The sequence below is a fragment of the Xanthomonas euvesicatoria pv. euvesicatoria genome (assembly GCF_020880415.1).
GTDB classification, from domain to species: Bacteria; Pseudomonadota; Gammaproteobacteria; order Xanthomonadales; family Xanthomonadaceae; genus Xanthomonas; species Xanthomonas euvesicatoria.
In genome coordinates this window covers 27,118-44,504 of record NZ_JAJIUJ010000057.1, presented here as the reverse complement: position 1 = coordinate 44,504, position 17,387 = coordinate 27,118, and the positions used below count along the sequence as shown (strand labels likewise).

The window sequence follows — 17,387 nt, the reverse complement described above, 5'->3', positions numbered from 1 at the left end:
TCGCACTCACCTCAACGTACATACCACGCTCTAAGGGATTGCGCCCAGCAGGCAGCGTGCACATGCGCACGCACGGACGCTCCCGTATCCTGCACGGATGCGGAAAGATCCGATCGAATGGCTGTTGCGCGGGCTGTACTCGGCGCTGCTCTACCTGTTGTTGCCGGTCACGGTGTACCACCTGGTGTGGCGCGGTTTCCGCGTGCGCGAATACTTCAATCGCTGGAACGAGCGCTATGCGTCCTACACGCACGCCTGCGGGCGCCCGCGGGTGTGGGTGCATGCGGTGTCGGTGGGCGAGGTCAACGCGTCCGCGCCGCTGGTCAATGCGCTACGAGCGCAGCGCCCGGATATCCGTTGGGTCATCACCACCATCACCCCCACCGGCTCCGAGCGCGTGCGCGCGCTGTGGGGCGATGCGGTGGACCATGTGTATCTGCCCTACGACGTGCCGGGCAGCGTGGGGCGGTTTCTCGAACACTTCCGCCCGCGCCTGGCCTTGATCCTGGAAACCGAGCTGTGGCCAAACATGTTGTTCGGCTGCCGCGATCGCCAGATTCCGGTGTACATCCTCAACGCACGGTTGTCGGCGCGCTCGTTGCGCGGCTATCGGTTGCTGGCGCCGTTGATCAGTCGTGCGCTGCGTACCGTCACCTGCGTGGCGGCGCAGTCGCAGGACGATGCCGAGCGGTTCGTCACCCTGGGCGCGCGCCCGAATCAGGTGATCGCGCTGGGCAATCTCAAGTTCGATATCGCCGCGCCAACGCAATTGCAGGCGTTGGTCGCGCAGTTTCGCACGCACGTGCCAGCCACGCGCCCAGTGTGGATCGCCGCCAGTACGCACGAAGGCGAAGAGGCCGCCGTTGCCGATATCCACGCACGGTTGCTGCTGCAATTTCCGGATTTGCTGCTGTTGTGGGCACCGCGCCATCCCGAGCGCTTTCCCAAGGTCGAGACGTTGGCACGCGAGCGCGGCTGGCGCGTTGCCACGCGCAAGGCGCAGCAATGGCCGCAGGCGGGCGACAAGGTATTCGTCATCGACACCCTGGGCGAGCTGATGAGCTTCTATGCGTGCGCGCAGGTGGCTTTCGTCGGTGGCAGTCTGCAACCGATCGGCGGGCATAACCTGCTTGAGCCGGCCGCCGTCGGAACGCCGGCAATCACTGGCCCGCATCTGCATAACTTCTCGGAGATTTCGCGGCGCATGCGCCAAGCCGATGCGGTTGCCATCTGCGAGGATGCCGAGTGCGTCTACCAGGCATTGGCGCGCCTGCTCGCCGACCCCGCACAACGCGAGGCGATGACCACTGCAGGCCTGGCGCTGGTCGCCAACGGCAAGGGCGCGGTGGCCCGCACCTTGGTGCAGATCGCTGCCGATCTGCCGCCGCTGGCGAGCGCGGGCGTTGTGGCATGAGGTTTGTCGCTCGCTGCGTGGCTGCGTGGCTGCGTGCATGGGCGTGCCGCACTCCGCCGAGCCTGGCGCCGGAGTGCAGCCCTCGTTGCGCTCAACCGTGAGAACTTGCGCCGGGCAGTGAGACGCGTGGTGGGATCACTTGCATCGGATGCTGCACGCCGGCGTTGCCGGGTTAGCGCACTTGCAGCCGCCGTCACGACAGGCGCGCATGCGGTTGCATCGCGCACAAAAAAGCGGGCCTTAGCCCGCTTTTTTTTTGTGCATCCAGCTCGCCTTACTGCAACGACCCACTGCCCTGCAGCTTGGATTCGGCGTCCTGCGATAGCAGGCGGTTGACGTCCTGCAGATCGGTGATGTCGAGCTTGCCGATGGCCTGGCCCAGCAGCAGGCGGTTCTGCAGGAAGTTGTAACGCGACTGTGCGTAGTTCAGTTGCGCCTGGAACAGCGTGCGCTGGTTTTGCACCACGTCCAGCACCGTGCGCGTGCCCACTTCCAGACCCACTTGCGAGGCGTCGTAGGCGGCTTGCGCCGACACCACGGCCAGGCGGCGGGCTTCCACTTCGCTGATACCGGCAACAACAGTCTGGTAGGCATTGCGGGTGTTGCGATCCAGCGCGCGCTTCTGCTGCTCGTAGGTGTCCTGCTGGATATCGCGTTGCGACAGTGCCTGACGCACGGCCGACTGGGTCGCGCCGCCGGCAAAGATCGGAATCGTCAGCGTGATGCCGACGGAATCGGTGTCGATGTCGCGGCCTGCGGTGGTGAAGTTGCCCGCCGCCTCATCCACCGTTCCCTGACCGCCCCAGCTATTGCTGCGGCCGACATTGGCACCCAGGCTCAGCGTGGGCAGATGGCCGGCACGCGCGGCACTGACCTGCGCCTCGGCAGCACTGACCTGCAACTGCTGCGCCCTCAGCGCCGGATTGTCGGCGATCGCGGTGGCAACCAATTGATCCACGTTGCTGTAGGCGGCCGGTACTTCGGGGCGGAACTCATCTGGCAATGCGCGCAAGCCGACCACAGGCTGGCCGGTGAGCTCGGTCAGTGCCTGGTAGTAGTCCTTGAGCGTATTGCGCGCGTTGATGGTGTCTGCCCGCGCCTGGTCGTACTGGGCGCGGGCCTCGTGCACGTCGGTGATCGGTGCAAGACCCACTTCCAGACGCTTGTCGGCGTAGTCGAACTGCTTCTTTGCGGCCGCTTCGTTGGTCTCGGCTGCCGCCAGCGACTCGATCCCCACCAGCACCTGGAAATATGCCGCCGAGGTGCGGGTGATCAGGTCGTTGTTGGCCGATGCCAGGGTGAAATCCGCAGCCTTGGCCACTTCGCGCTGCGCACGCAGGTTGGAAAACTGCGCCCAATTGAAGATGGTCTGGCTGCCCTGAATCGCGTACTGGCGCTGCTTGGTCGTGGAGCGGCCATCGACGCCCTCCAGCTCACGATGCGACTGGGTGTAGCCGGCGCTACCGTCCAGCTGCGGCAACAACGCCGCACGCGCCTGTACCTGACCCTCCCGATTGACCAGGCGCGTGGACTCGGCCACGGCCAGCTGCGGATCGCCGTTGCGGGCCATTTCGTAGACCTGCAGCAGGTCGGTGGCGTGCGCAGCCATCGGAGACAGGGCGGCGGCCAGGGCCAGGACGAGGGATCGGCGGATCATCGGGGGAGCTTCCTTGGGAATCAGAATTGGAATCGGGGCGTCGGTGCGGCGCCCTGGAGATAGGCGAGGTCGGTTTCGAACAACGATTCGATGCGCGGGGCGTTGACCTCGCCACGGACCAGGACCGCTTCCATCACCGGGTCGTGACCGCGCACGACGAACAACCGGCCGTTCGGGCGCAACCACTGCAGCCACTGGACGGGCAGCGTGTGGACCGCGCCGGTCACGCAGATGGCGTCGAAGCGACGCTCGCTCTGCCAGCCGAAGACATCGGCGGTTTCGATACGGACGTTGCTGCCCAGGCCGGTGCGGTCCAGATTGGCGCGCGCAGCCGCGGCCAGCGCCGGGTCGATCTCCAGGCTGAGGACTTCGCGCGCGAGTGCGGCCAGGCAGGCGGTGGCAAAGCCACTGCCGGTGCCGATTTCCAGTACGTCCTCGCCCGGTTGCAGGTCCAGTGCCTGCAACATGCGGCCTTCGACCACCGGCTTCATCATCTTGTGACCGGCCGACAGCGGAATTTCCACGTCGACATAGGCCAGCGTCTTGTAGGCCTCCGGCACGAAGGCTTCGCGCGGCATGCGCGCCAGCACGTCGAGTACGCGCAGGTCCAGCACGTCCCACGGCCGGATCTGCTGCTCGACCATCTTTTCGCGGGCCTGGGTGAAATCGATCGTCATGGTGCGGGTATCCAACGCGGTGGGGCGAACATTTTACCGGTGCGCGAGGCACCTGGCGCATCTAGCATCGCCGCGCGCTGCCATCCGGCGCAGTGCCGGAAGTCATCGCCACCAAAGGCCGGGGGCGCTCAGCGCGGTGCATAGGCCCTCAAAAAGAAGTCCACGCTGGTGTCGATGTGCTCATTGACCTGGGCGCGGGTGGGCTGGCCGTGCAGGCCGCACATCATCAGGGCGTAGAGCTCGCCCTTGAGCAGGCAGAAGAATTGCGAGGCAGCGCGCGCCACGTCCGGAATCTCCAGCTGGCCGTCGGCCACCCGCGCAGACAGGAAATCCGCCAGCGCCCGCTGCGTGCGCTTGGGGCCTGCATCCCAGAACATCTCGCGGATATGCACGTCGCCGGTCCCGGGCGCCATCATCATGCGGTGGGTGGAGATGGCCGATTCGGTGCTGACCATGGCGAAGAACGCATGGGCAATCTCGGTGAGCTGGTCGCGCAATGCGCCCTTGGGGGCGTGATCGAACAGGTCGTCCGGCATCATGTGCTGGCACTGGGCGCGGATCGCCTCGGAAAACAGGCTCTCCTTGTCGCCGAAGTGGCTATACACGGTCAGTTTGGAGACGCCGGCCTGCGCGGCGATCCCATCCATGCTGACCCCTGCATAGCCCTGCTCCATGAACATGGTGCGGGCGGCACCCAGGATGGCGGCACGCTTTCCAAGATCCTTGGGACGACCAGGGCCATTGCTCTTGGTCTTGGAATTGAGGGGGGACGAGCTGGACATGCCGTCAATACTAGACCATCGGGTTCTATATTTATACTCGGCGCACGACCGCTACGTTAACGGTTGCGCCTGCCCGGTTCCCGGTGTCGTGCCGCTCCCGGCAGCTGTCAGGGATCCACCGAAGGCAGCACAAAAACCCCGATGATAAATTTGCCGTAGGCCTGCCGGTGCATACGGGCAGGTATCTCCAGCGAGCACGGACGAGGGGACGGGGAGCGTGGGAAGGGGCGGTACGCAGGCGCACACAAGCTGCGTTCGCAGCACGTGCGTGCGGCGGATCGGGCAGGCGTGGCTGTGGCTGCTGTTGTGTTGCGCACTGCTCAACGCCTGGCCCGCGGCTTCGCAGGTGCTCAAGCACACTGCGTACCACACCGTCACGCGCTGGAACATGGACGACGGCCTGCCGCACAACCTGGTGCACGCGGTGGCCCAGGGCGAAGACGGGCTGATCTGGCTGGGTACCTGGGAAGGCGTGGCGCGCTTCAATGGGCGCGATTTCACCGTGTACGATCGCCAGAACACTCCCGGCGTCGAGCTGGGCGGGGTATTTGTGGTGGTTCGCGACAGCACCGGCGGCATGCTGTTCGGCACTGCGTTCGACGGCGTCTACCGCTATCAGGACGGTCATTGGCAGCAACTGGGCGATGCGTCGGCGCGGCATCTTGCGGTCAGCGCCCTGCTGCGGCGTGCCGATGGCGCGCTGTGGGTGGGCACGCCGCAGACGCTGTACCGCATCGAGGGCGACGGGCGGGTGGTCGACGTCGGCCGCCAGACCGGCTTGCCGCGTGCGCGCGTCACGGCATTGTCTGCGGACGAACGCGGCGACCTGTGGGTTGGTACCGAGGTCGGGCTGTATCGGCTGCCGCACGATGGCGTCCAGGCGGTGGCCTGGGGAAGGGGGCATGGAATGCGCGATGCGCCGGTACGGCGGCTGGCCAGCGACCGTCAGGGCGGCCTGTTGGTCGCCGGCGACGATGGCGTGTGGTGGTGGAGCCGTGGCGGTGGCCTGCAGCGTTTCCGCCAGGGCCAACGCGTGGATTCGCTGTTGCTGGACCGCCGCGGGCACCTGTGGATGAGCCTGTCTTCGGGCACGCTGGTGGTGCACAGCGGGCCGAACGACCCGGACGAGCAGATCGCCATTTCCGGCGTCGCCAGCCCGGCGCTGCTGGAAGACGCCGAAGGCCTGATCTGGGTCGGCAGCACCCACGGGCTGTTCCGCATTGCCGAGGGCGCCGCGCACGGCGTCACCCACGACGAGGGTCTGAGTTCGGACTACGTGCGCTGCGTGCTGCAGACCGGCGAGGGCACGGTGTGGGTGGGCAATGCCGTCGGCCTGGATCGTTGGCGCGAGGGCACCATCAGCCGCGTGTCGCTGTCGCCCAGCGAAGGAGGGCGCGTGCTCGAGCAATCGGTGCTGGCGCTGGCCGATGCTGGCGATGGCGGCGTGTGGGCCGGTACCTATAGCCAGGGCGTGGTGCGTCTGGACGCGCAAGGCCACGTGCTGGTGCGCATCGGCGCGGCCGATGGCCTGCCCTCGATGTCGGTGCGTGCGGTGTTGCCGGACGGCGACGATCTGTGGATCGGCACCACCGCCGGGCTGGTGCGCTGGCGCAACGGCAAGGCACGCCGCTACACCGCAGCCGACGGCGTACCGGATGGCTCGGTGCAGGTGTTGTACCGCGATGCGCAGGGCATCGTCTGGATCGGCACCGATCGCGGCGTGACCGCGCTGTCGCCGGACGGCAGTACCCGCGCCTGGCTGGGCGAGCAGGATTTCCCCGGACAGAACGCCTTCGATTTCCTGCGCGATGCCGCTGGCGATGTGTGGATTGCCAGCGATCGCGGCCTGCTGCGGTTGCGCGGCGATAGCTTCCGCGTCTACGACCACCGGGTCGGGCTACCGCGCGACAAGGTGTTTCGCGTAATCGACGACGGCCGTGGCTATTTCTGGCTGTCGAGCAACCACGGGGTGTTCCGCATCGCACGCGATAACTTCGACCAGCTCGATGCGGGCACGCGCGAGCAATTGAGCGTGGAAGTGGTCGACCGCAGCGACGGCATGCCCAGCAACCAGGGCAACGGCAGCAGCGCGCCGGCTGGCTGGCTGACCCAGTCCGGGCAGTTGCTGTTCCCCACCGCCGCAGGCCTGGGCGTGATCGATCCGGCCCGCGTGGGCACCTTGCAAGGCCATCGGGTGCCGATCGTCTTCGAGCGCCTGCTGGTCGATGGCATGGTGCAGCCGCTCAGTGGCCCGCACCGGTTCGGCGCCGAGACCCGGCGTATCGCGATCGTGTATGCCGGGCTGAATTTCCGCGGCCCGGACAAGGTGCGGTATCGCTACCGGCTGGAGGGCTTCGACCCGGAGTGGGTGGATGCCGACAATGCCAGCGAAGCGGTCTACACCAATTTGCCGCCGGGCCGTTTCCGCTTCCGCGTGCAAGCGATGTCGCTACCGGTGGATTGGCGGCAGAACGACCTGCTGGGCGAAGCCAGCCTGGTCATCGAACTGGCGCCGCCGTGGTGGCGCCGCGGCGAAGTGATCGGCCTGGGCATCCTCGGCCTGGCCAGCGTGATCTACGGGTTGTATCTGTGGCGTACCGCCAGCTATCGCCTGCGTCAGCGCCAGCTCAATACCGTCATCGACCGGCGCACGCGCGAACTGAGCGACAAGAACCTGGCGCTGCAGCAGGCCAGCCAGGAGCGCGAAGCGTTGATGCGCCAGCTGGAACACCGCGCCAGCCACGACGTGCTGACGGCGCTGCCGAACCGGCGCGAAGCCGAGCGTGTGCTGCAGCAATGGTTCGATGAGGCGCACGCCGGTGGCGCGGCGTTGGCGCTGGCGTTGATGGATATCGATCACTTCAAGCGTATCAACGACGACTACGGCCATGAGGTGGGCGATGCGGTGCTGTCGTCCATCGGCGGGGTGTTGAGCGAGCAGGATCAGGCGCATTGCTTTGCCGCGCGTCATGGTGGCGAAGAATTCCTGCTGGCGGCCACCGGGCTGGATGCAGGGCAGGCGCGCGCGCTGTTCGAGCGCATGCGACAGCGACTGGCCGTCATCGAAGTCGATGCGCAAGGCATGACCGTGCGTTGTACCGCCAGCATGGGCATGGCGATGAGCGATGAGGCGCCCAGCCGGCGCGAATTGCTGGCGTTGGCCGACCATCGTCTGTACGAAGCCAAGCGGCAGGGGCGGGATCGTTTGATCGGGCCGTAAGACGTTGCTGAGGCCTGTGAACTGCTGCATGCGGGCCCGATGCAAGACAGGTGTTGTTACATTGCACGGGCGGTGCGTGGCGAAGAAGAAGCGCAGCGTTGCCGGCCGGGCCGCGGCATCGCCGAGTCAGCAAGCCGCGTGCGCAGGACGCATCGCACCTCTCGTGCGCTCGTGCCGAGATCAAACTGCTGACGTTATCTTTCGCCGACACGTGCAGCACGCTGCAGACATTCGCCCACAGCCTACGCCTGCGCCGGATCCGCCTGCGCATGCAACAGCGCAACAAACACCTGCGCCGCACGCGACAAGGTGCGCCCGCCATGGGTAACGCATCCCAGCTCGCGGGATAACGCGACATCGGCCAGCGGGAGCGCCACGATCTGGTGGTCGATCATGCGCTCGGGCAGCACGCTCCAGGCCAGGCCCACCGACACCAGCATCTTGATCGTTTCCAGGTAATTGGTGGTCATGCGCAAACTCGGCACCAGGCCGCGCTCGGCGAACAGGTTGGCAACGATGCGATGGGTGAATGTGCCCGGATCGGGCAACACCGCCGGGTGCGCCACCACATCGTCCAGCGACACTGCAGGCAGTGCAGCCAACGGGTGATCGGGTGCAACGACGAACTGCAGGCGGTCGTGCCAGATCGGCTGCGCGCGCAGCGGAGCGCGCGTGTCCGGTGCCAGGGTGGTCACTGCCAGCTCCACCTCGCCGCGCAGCACCGCGGCGTACGCCAGCTCCGAATCCAGGAACTGGATGTCCAGCGCCGCCTGGGGATGTTGCGTGGCAAAACCGCGCAACAAGGCCGGCAGGCGGTGCAGACCCACATGGTGGCTGGTGGCCAGGCTCAAGCGGCCGCCAACGGCTGCACCCAAATGCTCCAGCACGCGGCGGGTGTCCTGCAGCTCGGCCAGGATGCGTTGCGCGCGCGGCAGCAACGCCTGTCCGGCTTCGGTCAGCACCACCTGCCGGCCCAGGCGATCGAACAGCCGCGCCGACAATTGCGCCTCCAGGAGTGCAATGCGTTTGCTTACCGCAGGCTGGGTCAGGTGCAAGGCCTCGCCGGCTGCCGAAAAGCTGCCGCTCTCGGCGATCGCCACGAATGCATTGAGGCTCGCCAGGTCCATTGCTATTCCTAAAATTCATTTCTTGAATAAACAATATGAATTTGCGTAATCCAAGGCAAGCTCCTAGCATCGATCTCAGCCAGGTGGGCGCACCCACCATCCGCCACTCGGATTGCCGCGATGACTGCCAAGACCCTGTACGACAAGCTGTGGGACCTGCATGAGGTCACACGCCGTGACGATGGTTCGTCGCTGATCTACATCGACCGCCACATCCTGCACGAGGTGACCTCGCCGCAAGCCTTCGAAGGCCTGCGCCTGGCCGGGCGCAAGCCATGGCGCATCGACGCCAATATCGCCACGCCCGATCACAACGTGCCGACCACGCGCGCCGAGCGCCAGGGCGGTCTGGAGTCGATTTCCGACGAGGTCTCGCGCCTGCAGGTGCAGACCCTGGACGAAAACTGCGACGACTTCGGCATCCTCGAGTTCAAGATGAACGATACCCGCCAGGGCATCGTGCACGTGGTCGGCCCCGAGCAGGGCGCCACCTTGCCGGGCATGACCGTGGTCTGCGGCGATTCGCACACGTCCACGCACGGCGCATTCGGCGCGCTGGCCCACGGCATCGGCACCTCGGAAGTCGAGCACGTGCTGGCCACCCAGTGCCTGATCGCCAAGAAGATGAAGAACATGCAGGTGCGCGTGGAAGGCACGCTGCCGTTCGGGGTGACCGCCAAGGACATCGTGCTGGCGGTGATCGGCAAGATCGGCACCGCCGGCGGCAATGGCCATGCGCTGGAATTTGCCGGCAGTGCCATCCGCGCGGCGTCGATGGAAGGCCGCATGACCATCTGCAACATGGCCATCGAAGCCGGTGCCCGCGTGGGCATGGTGGCGGTGGACGAGAAGACCATTGCCTACGTCAAAGGGCGGCCGTTCGCCCCCAAGGGCGCCCACTGGGATGCGGCGGTGGCGCTCTGGAGCACGCTGGTCTCCGACCCGGACGCGCACTTCGACACCGTGGTGGAGTTGCGTGCCGAAGACATCAAGCCGCAGGTCAGCTGGGGCACTTCGCCGGAAATGGTGCTGGCCATCGATCAGCACGTGCCCGATCCGGCCGCCGAGCAGGACCCGACCAAGCGCGATTCGATCGAGCGCGCGCTCAAATACATGGGATTGACCGCCAACCAGCCGATCACCGCCATCCGCCTGGATCGCGTATTCATCGGCTCGTGCACCAATTCGCGGATCGAAGACCTGCGTGCCGCCGCCGCAGTGGCCAAGGGCCGCAAGGTCGCTTCCACCATCAAGCAGGCGTTGGTGGTGCCGGGCTCGGGCCTGGTGAAGGCCCAGGCCGAAGCCGAAGGCCTGGACAAGGTGTTTCTGGACGCCGGCTTCGAATGGCGCGAGCCAGGCTGCTCGATGTGTCTGGCCATGAACCCGGACAAGCTGGGCAGCGGCGAGCATTGCGCGTCCACCTCCAACCGCAACTTCGAAGGTCGCCAGGGCGCCGGCGGCCGCACGCATCTGGTCAGCCCGGCGATGGCGGCGGCTGCGGCGGTGAGCGGGCATTTTGTCGATGTGCGTGAACTTGGAGATTCGGGAGTGGGGATTCGGGATTCGTAGAAGCGCTCCGCCCATCCGCAGCCTTTTCGAATCCCCAATCCCCAATCCCAAATCCCGGCCTCTCTCAATGACCCCTTTCACCCAACACACCGGACTGGTGGCGCCGCTGGATCGCGCCAATGTCGATACCGACCAGATCATTCCCAAGCAATTCCTGAAGTCGATCAAGCGCACCGGTTTCGGTCCGAACCTGTTCGACGAGTGGCGCTATCTGGATATCGGCGAGCCTGGTCGCGACAACAGCACGCGCCCGCTCAATCCCGAATTCGTGCTCAATTTCCCGCGCTATCAGGGCGCCAGCGTCTTGCTGGCCCGGGAAAACTTCGGCTGCGGTTCCTCGCGCGAGCATGCGCCGTGGGCGCTGGACGAGTACGGCTTTCGCACCGTAATCGCGCCGAGCTTTGCCGACATCTTCTACAACAACAGTTTCAAGAACGGCCTGCTGCCGATCGTGCTGGCCGAAGCGCAGGTCGATGCGTTGTTCGAACAATGCCTGGCGACCGAGGGCTACCAGCTCACCGTGGATCTGGCCGCACAACGCGTGCGCCGCCCCGATGGCGTGGAGTACGGCTTCGACATCGATGCCTTCCGCAAGCACTGCCTGCTCAACGGGCTGGACGATATCGGCCTCACCTTGCAGGACGCCGATGCCATCGGGCGCTTTGAGCAAGGCCATCGCGCGCGCCAGCCGTGGTTGTTTGGCGCGCTGCAGTGAGGTTGAGCCGCACGTGCGTGTGTCGATCGTGCCGCGTGCGTGTATTGCATTGAATTCAATGACGCTGCGGCGTCACTTCACGAGGGTGGCATGAGCAAGCAGATTCTGATTCTTCCCGGCGACGGGATCGGCCCGGAGATCATGGCCGAAGCGGTCAAGGTATTGAAGCGCATCGACGCGCAACACGGTCTGGGTTTCGAGCTGGTGTATGACGAGCTGGGCGGCGCTGCGTACGACAAATACGGCAGCCCGTTGGCCGATGAAACACTGGAGCGCGCGCGCGCCGCCGATGCGGTGTTGCTGGGCGCGGTGGGTGGCCCGCAGTGGGACACCATCGACCCGTCGCTGCGCCCGGAGCGCGGTTTGCTCAAGATCCGCTCGCAGCTGGGCTTGTTCGCCAACCTGCGGCCGGCATTGCTGTATCCGCAGCTGGCCGATGCGTCCACGCTCAAGCCCGAGGTGGTGGCCGGGCTGGATCTGCTGATCCTGCGCGAGCTCACCGGCGGCATCTATTTCGGCCAGCCGCGTGGTAACCGCACCTTGGACAACGGCGAACGCCAGGCGTACGACACCTTGCCGTATAGCGAGAGCGAGATTCGTCGCATCGCCAAGGCAGGTTTTGAGATGGCACGCCTGCGCGGGAAGAAGTTGTGTTCGGTCGACAAGGCCAACGTGCTGGCATCGAGCCAGCTATGGCGTGCAGTGGTCGAGGAAGTGGCCAAGGACTACCCGGATATCGCGCTGTCGCATATGTACGTGGACAACGCGGCGATGCAGTTGGTGCGCGCGCCCAAGCAGTTCGATGTGATCGTGACCGACAACATGTTCGGTGACATTCTCTCCGACCAGGCATCCATGCTCACCGGTTCCATCGGCATGCTGCCGTCGGCCTCGCTGGATGCCAACAGCAAAGGCATGTACGAGCCGTGCCATGGTTCGGCGCCGGACATCGCCGGCAAGGGCATTGCCAATCCGCTGGCCACGATCCTGTCGGTGGCGATGATGTTGCGCTACACCTTCGCGCAGGCCGATGCCGCAGACGCCATCGAGCGCGCCGTGGGCAAGGTCCTCGATCAAGGCCTGCGCACTGCCGACATCTGGTCGGAAGGCACCACGAAGGTGGGCACCGTGGCAATGGGCGATGCGGTGGTGGCTGCGCTGTAAAAGCGCTCGCAGTCCCGGAGCGTTGTAGTGCGCGGGAATGGTCGCCAGCGCAATAACGCATCCGTGTCCTCAGCTGCCGACAGCAGCCGGTGGTACCTGCGCGTGTGCCGGTGTGGCAACTTGAGCGGCATGGATGCTGCGCCAGAGCCTACATGGATGTGCTTGCGGCGTGTCCCAGGCCGGTACGCGTGTAAGCGCCTGCAGCAGACCGGAGCTTTGCCACGTTGGCAAGCGCGCAAGCAGCCAACCGACACACTTGTAAAAAGTTCGCAAGCAAAAACCGAAACGGCCAGCAGATCACTCTGCTGGCCGTGAGGCTTGCATCATCGATCCAACGCGCAGCGTTACGCGACCGCAGCCGTCTTGCCGGCGACCACGCCACGTTCGCGCTGACGCAACAAGCGGTTGGCCACATCCAGCCACGCCAGCGCACTTGCTTCGATGATGTCCTTGCTGGTGCCGGTGCCTTCGTATTCCACGCCGTCGTGGCGCACGCTCAGGCTGGCTTCGCCGCGTGCGTCCGCGCCGATGCCCACGCTGTGCACCTGGTAGCTGTCCAGTTCCAGCTTTACGCCAGTGGCCGAGGCCAATGCACCGAAGAGCGCATCCACCGGGCCATTGCCCTGTGCGGTTTCGGCCACGCGATTGCCTTCCGGGTCGGACAACTCCACCAGTGCATTCGCGCGGCTGCCCACATCGCTGATGGTCATCGATGCCAGGCGGTAGCCTTCCTGCACGGTGGCGTCCTGCATCAATGCCTGTAGATCGGCATCGGTGACCACGCGCTGCTTCTCGCACAGCGCCTTGAACTGTTCGAACACCAGCTTGACCTCTTCCTCCTCCAGCAGATAACCCAGCGCACGCAGGCGCTGCTCGACCGCGGCGCGGCCGCTGTGGCGGCCCAGCACCATTTGCGAGGATTCCCAGCCCACATCTTCCGGGCGCATGATTTCGTAGGTGCCGCGATGGCGCAGCATGCCGTGCTGATGAATGCCCGATTCGTGCGCGAATGCGTTGCCGCCCACAACCGCCTTGTTGCGCTGCACCGGCATGCCGACCAGACGCTGCAACAATTGCGAGGTGGAGACGATACGCGGCGTATTGATCGCCGAATCGATGTTGTAGAACGCACCGCGCACCTTCAGCGCCATGGTGATTTCTTCCAGCGCGCAATTGCCCGCGCGCTCGCCGATGCCATTGATGGTGCATTCCACCTGGCGCGCACCGCCTTCGATGGCCGCCAGCGAGTTGGCCACCGCCAGGCCCAGATCGTTGTGGCAATGCGCGCTGAAGATGACCTTGTCGGCACCTTCCACGCTGGCGATCAGACGCGAGAACATGCCGCGGATTTCTTCCGGCGTGGTGAAGCCGACCGTGTCGGGCAAATTGATCGTGGTGGCGCCGGCGGCGATCGCCACGCGGGTGACTTCGGCCAGGAAATCTTCTTCGGTGCGGGTTGCATCCTCGGCAGAAAATTCCACATCGTCGATATAGCCGCGCGCCAGCGTCACGTGCCTGTGCACCGATTCCAGCACCTGCTCGCGGCTCATGCGCAGTTTGTGCTCGCGATGCAGCGGGCTGGTGGACAGGAACACATGCAGGCGCGGGTTTGCGGCTGTTTCCAGCGCCTTGGCCGAGGTTTCGATGTCGGCCTGCAGGCAGCGCGACAACACCGCCAGGGTGGGGCGACGCAGTTCGCGGCCCATCATCGCCACCGCTTCGCGGTCCGAATGCGAACTGGCGGGAAAACCGGTTTCGATGATGTCCACGCCGAGTTCGTCCAGCGCGCGCGCCATGACCAGCTTCTGCTGGGGCGTCATGCTGCAGCCGGGGGATTGCTCGCCGTCGCGCAGGGTGGTGTCGAAAATTCGGATACGCGGGGTCTGGTTGGATACGGTCGTGTTCACCAGGAAGACTCCTCTACGGCGATGGCGGTGACAGGCGTTGAAGCGACTGCGGATGGGCGGGAATGAACGTGTGTGGCGGGTGGCGGATTGGCGCTGCGTTCGTTGCGCAGCCGCTCGGTATTGCGACGGCGCGGCTTGCGTGGCGGACGCGGCCGCACCTCGGACAAGAGTGTGGCCAGCACGGTTGCGTCGATATTACCGCCAGAGACCACCGCACATTTGCGTTTGCCGGAAACGCGGCGACCGGCGGCCAGGGCGAGGGCGCCGGCGCCCTCGGCAATGACGTGTTCTTCCAGTGCCAGGCGTACCAATGTTTCGCGCAATTCGGCCTCGCGCACGATCACCACGTCATCGAGCAGGCTCGAGCACAGGCGGCGCGTGAGCAGGCCTGGAATCTTGACCTTCACGCCATCGGCGAGTGTCGGCACCGGGGTGATCTCGCGCAGATCGCCACGGACGGCGCGCGCCATCGAATCCACACCTTCCACCTGCGCCCCGACCACGCGCACGCCTTGCGACTTCAATGCCAGCGCCACGCCGGAGGCCAGGCCACCGCCGCCGATCGGCACGATCACCACGTCCGGCGCATGCGCCGCCAGCTCGATGCCAACCGTGCCCTGGCCGGCGATCACGTCCGGGTCGTCGAAGGCGGACAGGAAGCGATAGCCGTTTTGGTCGGCCAGCTCGCGCGCAAACGCGAACGCTTCGTCGTAGCTGTTGCCATGCTGGCGCACGGTGGCGCCCCAATGCGCGACACCGGCAATCTTGGTCTGCGGCGCGCCGTAGGGCATCACCGTGATGGCCTGCACGCCCAGCCGGTACGCCGACCACGCCACGCCTTGCGCGTGGTTGCCGGCCGAGGCGCAGATCACCGGGCGCTCGTCGCCGCGTTCCAGCCCGGCCAGCAACGCATTCAATGCGCCGCGCACCTTGTAGGAGCCAGTGCGCTGCAAATTCTCCAGCTTCAACCACACACCGAAGCGTTCGGCGTAGTGCAGCGGCGTGGGCGACAGGTACTTGCGCAGGCGCGCCTGTGCGGCCAGCACGTCGGCCACGCTGACGGCCACGTCGCCTACCTCTGGCTCCTGTGCGGAAGGGCGGCCGGAATCAGGCATTGCGGCACGCGCGCGGCCGATCCGGAAGAAGACACCTCCGGACGGCAGTCTGATGGTCGCGCGAGGTCTGCATGCTCATGCCGCAGCCTCGACCGATTCCAGTGCGGTGATTACCACCGATTCGCAGTCGTAGACCTTCTCCAGCTGCAGGCGCAGCGTTTCCGGCGGACGGTTGCTGTCCACATCCAGCAGCAGATGCCAGCGCCCGGCATCGTCCGGCGCTGCTGCGCCCTGGATCGCACATGGGCGGAAGCCACGGCGTTCGGTCATGCCGATCACCCGCACCAACGCGCCTTCTGCCGGCTTCAGCACCAGATCAAGCCGGTAACGCATGCGATGTCTCCTTGGCCGCGTGTGCGGGATTGCTGTCCAGCATGGTGCTGTTGGCGTTGTTGGGCGGCACCAGCGGCCACACATTGGCACGCGCGTCGATCGCGACATGCAGCAGGCCGGGACCGGGCTGGGCCAGCAGCTCGGCCAGTGCCGCATCCACGTCGCCGCGGGCGATGATGCGCTTGGCCGAAATGCCGAACACTTGCGCCAGCGCCGCAAAATCCGGGTTGTCGGACAGGTCGATTTCGCTGTAACGCTCGGCAAAGAACAGTTCCTGCCACTGCCGCACCATGCCCAGCGAGCTGTTGTCCAGCAGCACGATCTTCACCGGCAGCTTGCAGCGTGCGATCGTCACCAGCTCCTGCACGTTCATCATGAAACTACCGTCGCCGGAGACCAGCACCACGGTGCGGTCAGGGCAGGCGAACTGTGCGCCCATCGCGGCCGGCAGGCCGAAGCCCATGGTGCCGAGGGCGCCGCTGGTGAGGTGATTGCGCGGATCGTTGAAGCGGCAATGCTGCGCCACCCACATCTGATGCTGACCCACATCGCAGGCGATGATGGTGTCGGCCGGAGCCACTTCGCTCAGGCGCTTCAGCAGCGCCGGTGCGTAGATATCGGTGCCGGGCGCGTCGTAACGCGCGCCGAACTTTTCGCGGTTGGCAAAACAACGCGTGCGCCAGGCCTGGCAGTTGCCGCGTGCCGCACTCAAGGCCTTCAAACTGACTGCTACGTCGCCGGGCACCGCGATATCGGCAGTGCGCAGCTTGGAGATTTCATATGCGTCGGCATCCAGATGGATGACGCGCGCAAACGGGGCGAACTCGCTCAGCTTACCGGTGGCACGGTCGTCGAAACGCGCACCGACCACCACCAGCAGATCGCATTCCTGGATGGCCATATTGGCCGCACGGGTCCCGTGCATGCCAAGCATGCCAAGGTAGTCCGGATGCGCATGCGGCAATGCACCCAGGCCGCGCAAGGTCAGCGCGGTCGGGATGCCGGTGGCTTCGACGAAACGGCGGAACGCCTCCACCGCGCCGGCCAGCGCGATTCCGCCCCCGCCGTACACCACCGGGCGCTCGGCACTGGCGATCGCCGCCAGTGCTTCGGCCAGCTTTGCGTCCGCCGGCGCCGGCGGCGGCTGCACCGCTGCCGGAACATGCAGGGGCAGATGCGAAGCGTCGGCCACCTGCACGTCCTTGGGCAGGTCGATCAGCACCGGCCCGGGACGTCCTTCGCGCGCAATGCGGAATGCCTCGCGCACCATCTCCGGAAGCTCCTCCACACGCCGCACCAGAAAGCTGTGCTTGACGATCGGCATGGTCATGCCGAACACGTCCAGCTCCTGGAAGGCGTCGGTGCCCAGCAGCGGCGTGGCGACCTGGCCGGTCAGGCAGATCATCGGCACCGAGTCCAGCATCGCATCGGCGATGCCGGTAACCAGGTTGGACGCGCCCGGGCCGGAGGTGGCCACGCACACGCCGACCCGGCCGCTGGCACGGGCATAGCCGTTGGCAGCCAGTGCGGCGCCCTGTTCGTGACGAACCAGGATGTGCTTGAGCCTGGAATCCACCAGGGCGTCGTAGAACGGCATGATGGTGCCGCCCGGATAGCCGAACAGCGTTTCCACGCCTTCGGCTTCCAGGGCCTGCGTCAGCCAGCGCGCGCCATTGCGGGGCGTGCTGTGTGCGGAGGTGTTCATGC

General features: G+C 65.9%; 13 protein-coding genes. 5 read left to right on the top strand and 8 right to left on the bottom strand.

What is annotated here, in order from left to right:
• The first annotated feature begins 97 nt into the window (after positions 1 to 97).
• The gene (waaA, locus tag LN450_RS10475) at positions 98 to 1,414 is read left to right on the top strand and encodes a lipid IV(A) 3-deoxy-D-manno-octulosonic acid transferase (protein WP_011348528.1); all 1,317 of its coding nucleotides are present in this window, start codon (positions 98 to 100) and stop codon (positions 1,412 to 1,414) included.
• Between the two features lie 274 nt (positions 1,415 to 1,688).
• On the opposite strand, the gene LN450_RS10470 is transcribed toward waaA, so the two are convergent.
• From LN450_RS10470 to LN450_RS10460, 3 genes are all read right to left on the bottom strand, one after another.
• A complete protein-coding gene (locus LN450_RS10470) occupies positions 1,689 to 3,071 on the bottom strand; it encodes a TolC family outer membrane protein (RefSeq protein WP_011348527.1) in 1,383 nt (460 codons plus the stop codon).
• Between the two features lie 20 nt (positions 3,072 to 3,091).
• Complete coding sequence (locus LN450_RS10465) at positions 3,092 to 3,748, bottom strand: protein-L-isoaspartate O-methyltransferase family protein (protein ID WP_011348526.1); 657 nt, start codon at positions 3,746 to 3,748, stop codon at positions 3,092 to 3,094.
• 128 nt (positions 3,749 to 3,876) lie between these two features.
• Positions 3,877 to 4,530 carry a TetR/AcrR family transcriptional regulator gene (locus tag LN450_RS10460; RefSeq protein ID WP_003483364.1) on the bottom strand — a complete coding sequence of 218 codons (654 nt, stop codon included), beginning with the start codon at positions 4,528 to 4,530 and terminating at the stop codon, positions 3,877 to 3,879.
• A gap of 217 nt (positions 4,531 to 4,747) precedes the next feature.
• Here LN450_RS10460 and LN450_RS10455 point away from each other — a divergent pair, with 217 nt between their 5' ends.
• Entirely contained in the window at positions 4,748 to 7,750 is a 3,003-nt protein-coding gene (locus LN450_RS10455; RefSeq protein ID WP_011348525.1) for a two-component regulator propeller domain-containing protein, read from the top strand.
• A 242-nt stretch (positions 7,751 to 7,992) separates the two neighbouring features.
• On the opposite strand, the gene LN450_RS10450 is transcribed toward LN450_RS10455, so the two are convergent.
• Positions 7,993 to 8,877, bottom strand: a complete 885-nt coding sequence (locus LN450_RS10450; RefSeq protein WP_011348524.1) for a LysR family transcriptional regulator — start codon at positions 8,875 to 8,877, stop codon at positions 7,993 to 7,995.
• Positions 8,878 to 8,997: 120 nt separating this feature from the next.
• On the opposite strand from LN450_RS10450, the gene leuC reads away from it, so the two are divergent.
• From leuC to leuB, 3 genes are all read left to right on the top strand, one after another.
• On the top strand, positions 8,998 to 10,446 hold the full coding sequence (leuC, locus tag LN450_RS10445; RefSeq protein WP_011348523.1) for a 3-isopropylmalate dehydratase large subunit: 1,449 nt from the start codon (positions 8,998 to 9,000) through the stop codon (positions 10,444 to 10,446).
• A gap of 67 nt (positions 10,447 to 10,513) precedes the next feature.
• Entirely contained in the window at positions 10,514 to 11,161 is a 648-nt protein-coding gene (gene leuD, locus LN450_RS10440; RefSeq protein WP_007967735.1) for a 3-isopropylmalate dehydratase small subunit, read from the top strand.
• Between the two features lie 90 nt (positions 11,162 to 11,251).
• Positions 11,252 to 12,325, top strand: a complete 1,074-nt coding sequence (gene leuB / locus LN450_RS10435; RefSeq protein ID WP_011348522.1) for a 3-isopropylmalate dehydrogenase — start codon at positions 11,252 to 11,254, stop codon at positions 12,323 to 12,325.
• A 344-nt stretch (positions 12,326 to 12,669) separates the two neighbouring features.
• Here the strand turns inward: leuB and LN450_RS10430 are convergent, their stop codons facing one another.
• The 4 genes from LN450_RS10430 to ilvG all read right to left on the bottom strand — a co-directional run bounded on the left by LN450_RS10430 (position 12,670) and on the right by ilvG (position 17,385).
• Complete coding sequence (locus LN450_RS10430) at positions 12,670 to 14,232, bottom strand: 2-isopropylmalate synthase (RefSeq protein ID WP_011348521.1); 1,563 nt, start codon at positions 14,230 to 14,232, stop codon at positions 12,670 to 12,672.
• On the bottom strand, positions 14,229 to 15,299 hold the full coding sequence (locus tag LN450_RS10425) for a threonine dehydratase (protein WP_008573702.1): 1,071 nt from the start codon (positions 15,297 to 15,299) through the stop codon (positions 14,229 to 14,231). The genes LN450_RS10430 and LN450_RS10425 overlap by 4 nt, the downstream gene beginning before the upstream one ends.
• A 123-nt stretch (positions 15,300 to 15,422) precedes the next feature.
• Positions 15,423 to 15,680 carry an ACT domain-containing protein gene (locus tag LN450_RS10420; RefSeq protein WP_003483347.1) on the bottom strand — a complete coding sequence of 86 codons (258 nt, stop codon included), beginning with the start codon at positions 15,678 to 15,680 and terminating at the stop codon, positions 15,423 to 15,425.
• A complete protein-coding gene (ilvG, locus tag LN450_RS10415) occupies positions 15,664 to 17,385 on the bottom strand; it encodes an acetolactate synthase 2 catalytic subunit (protein ID WP_011348519.1) in 1,722 nt (573 codons plus the stop codon). Before ilvG ends, LN450_RS10420 begins: the two co-directional genes overlap by 17 nt.
• Between the last annotated feature and the right edge of the window lie 2 nt (positions 17,386 to 17,387).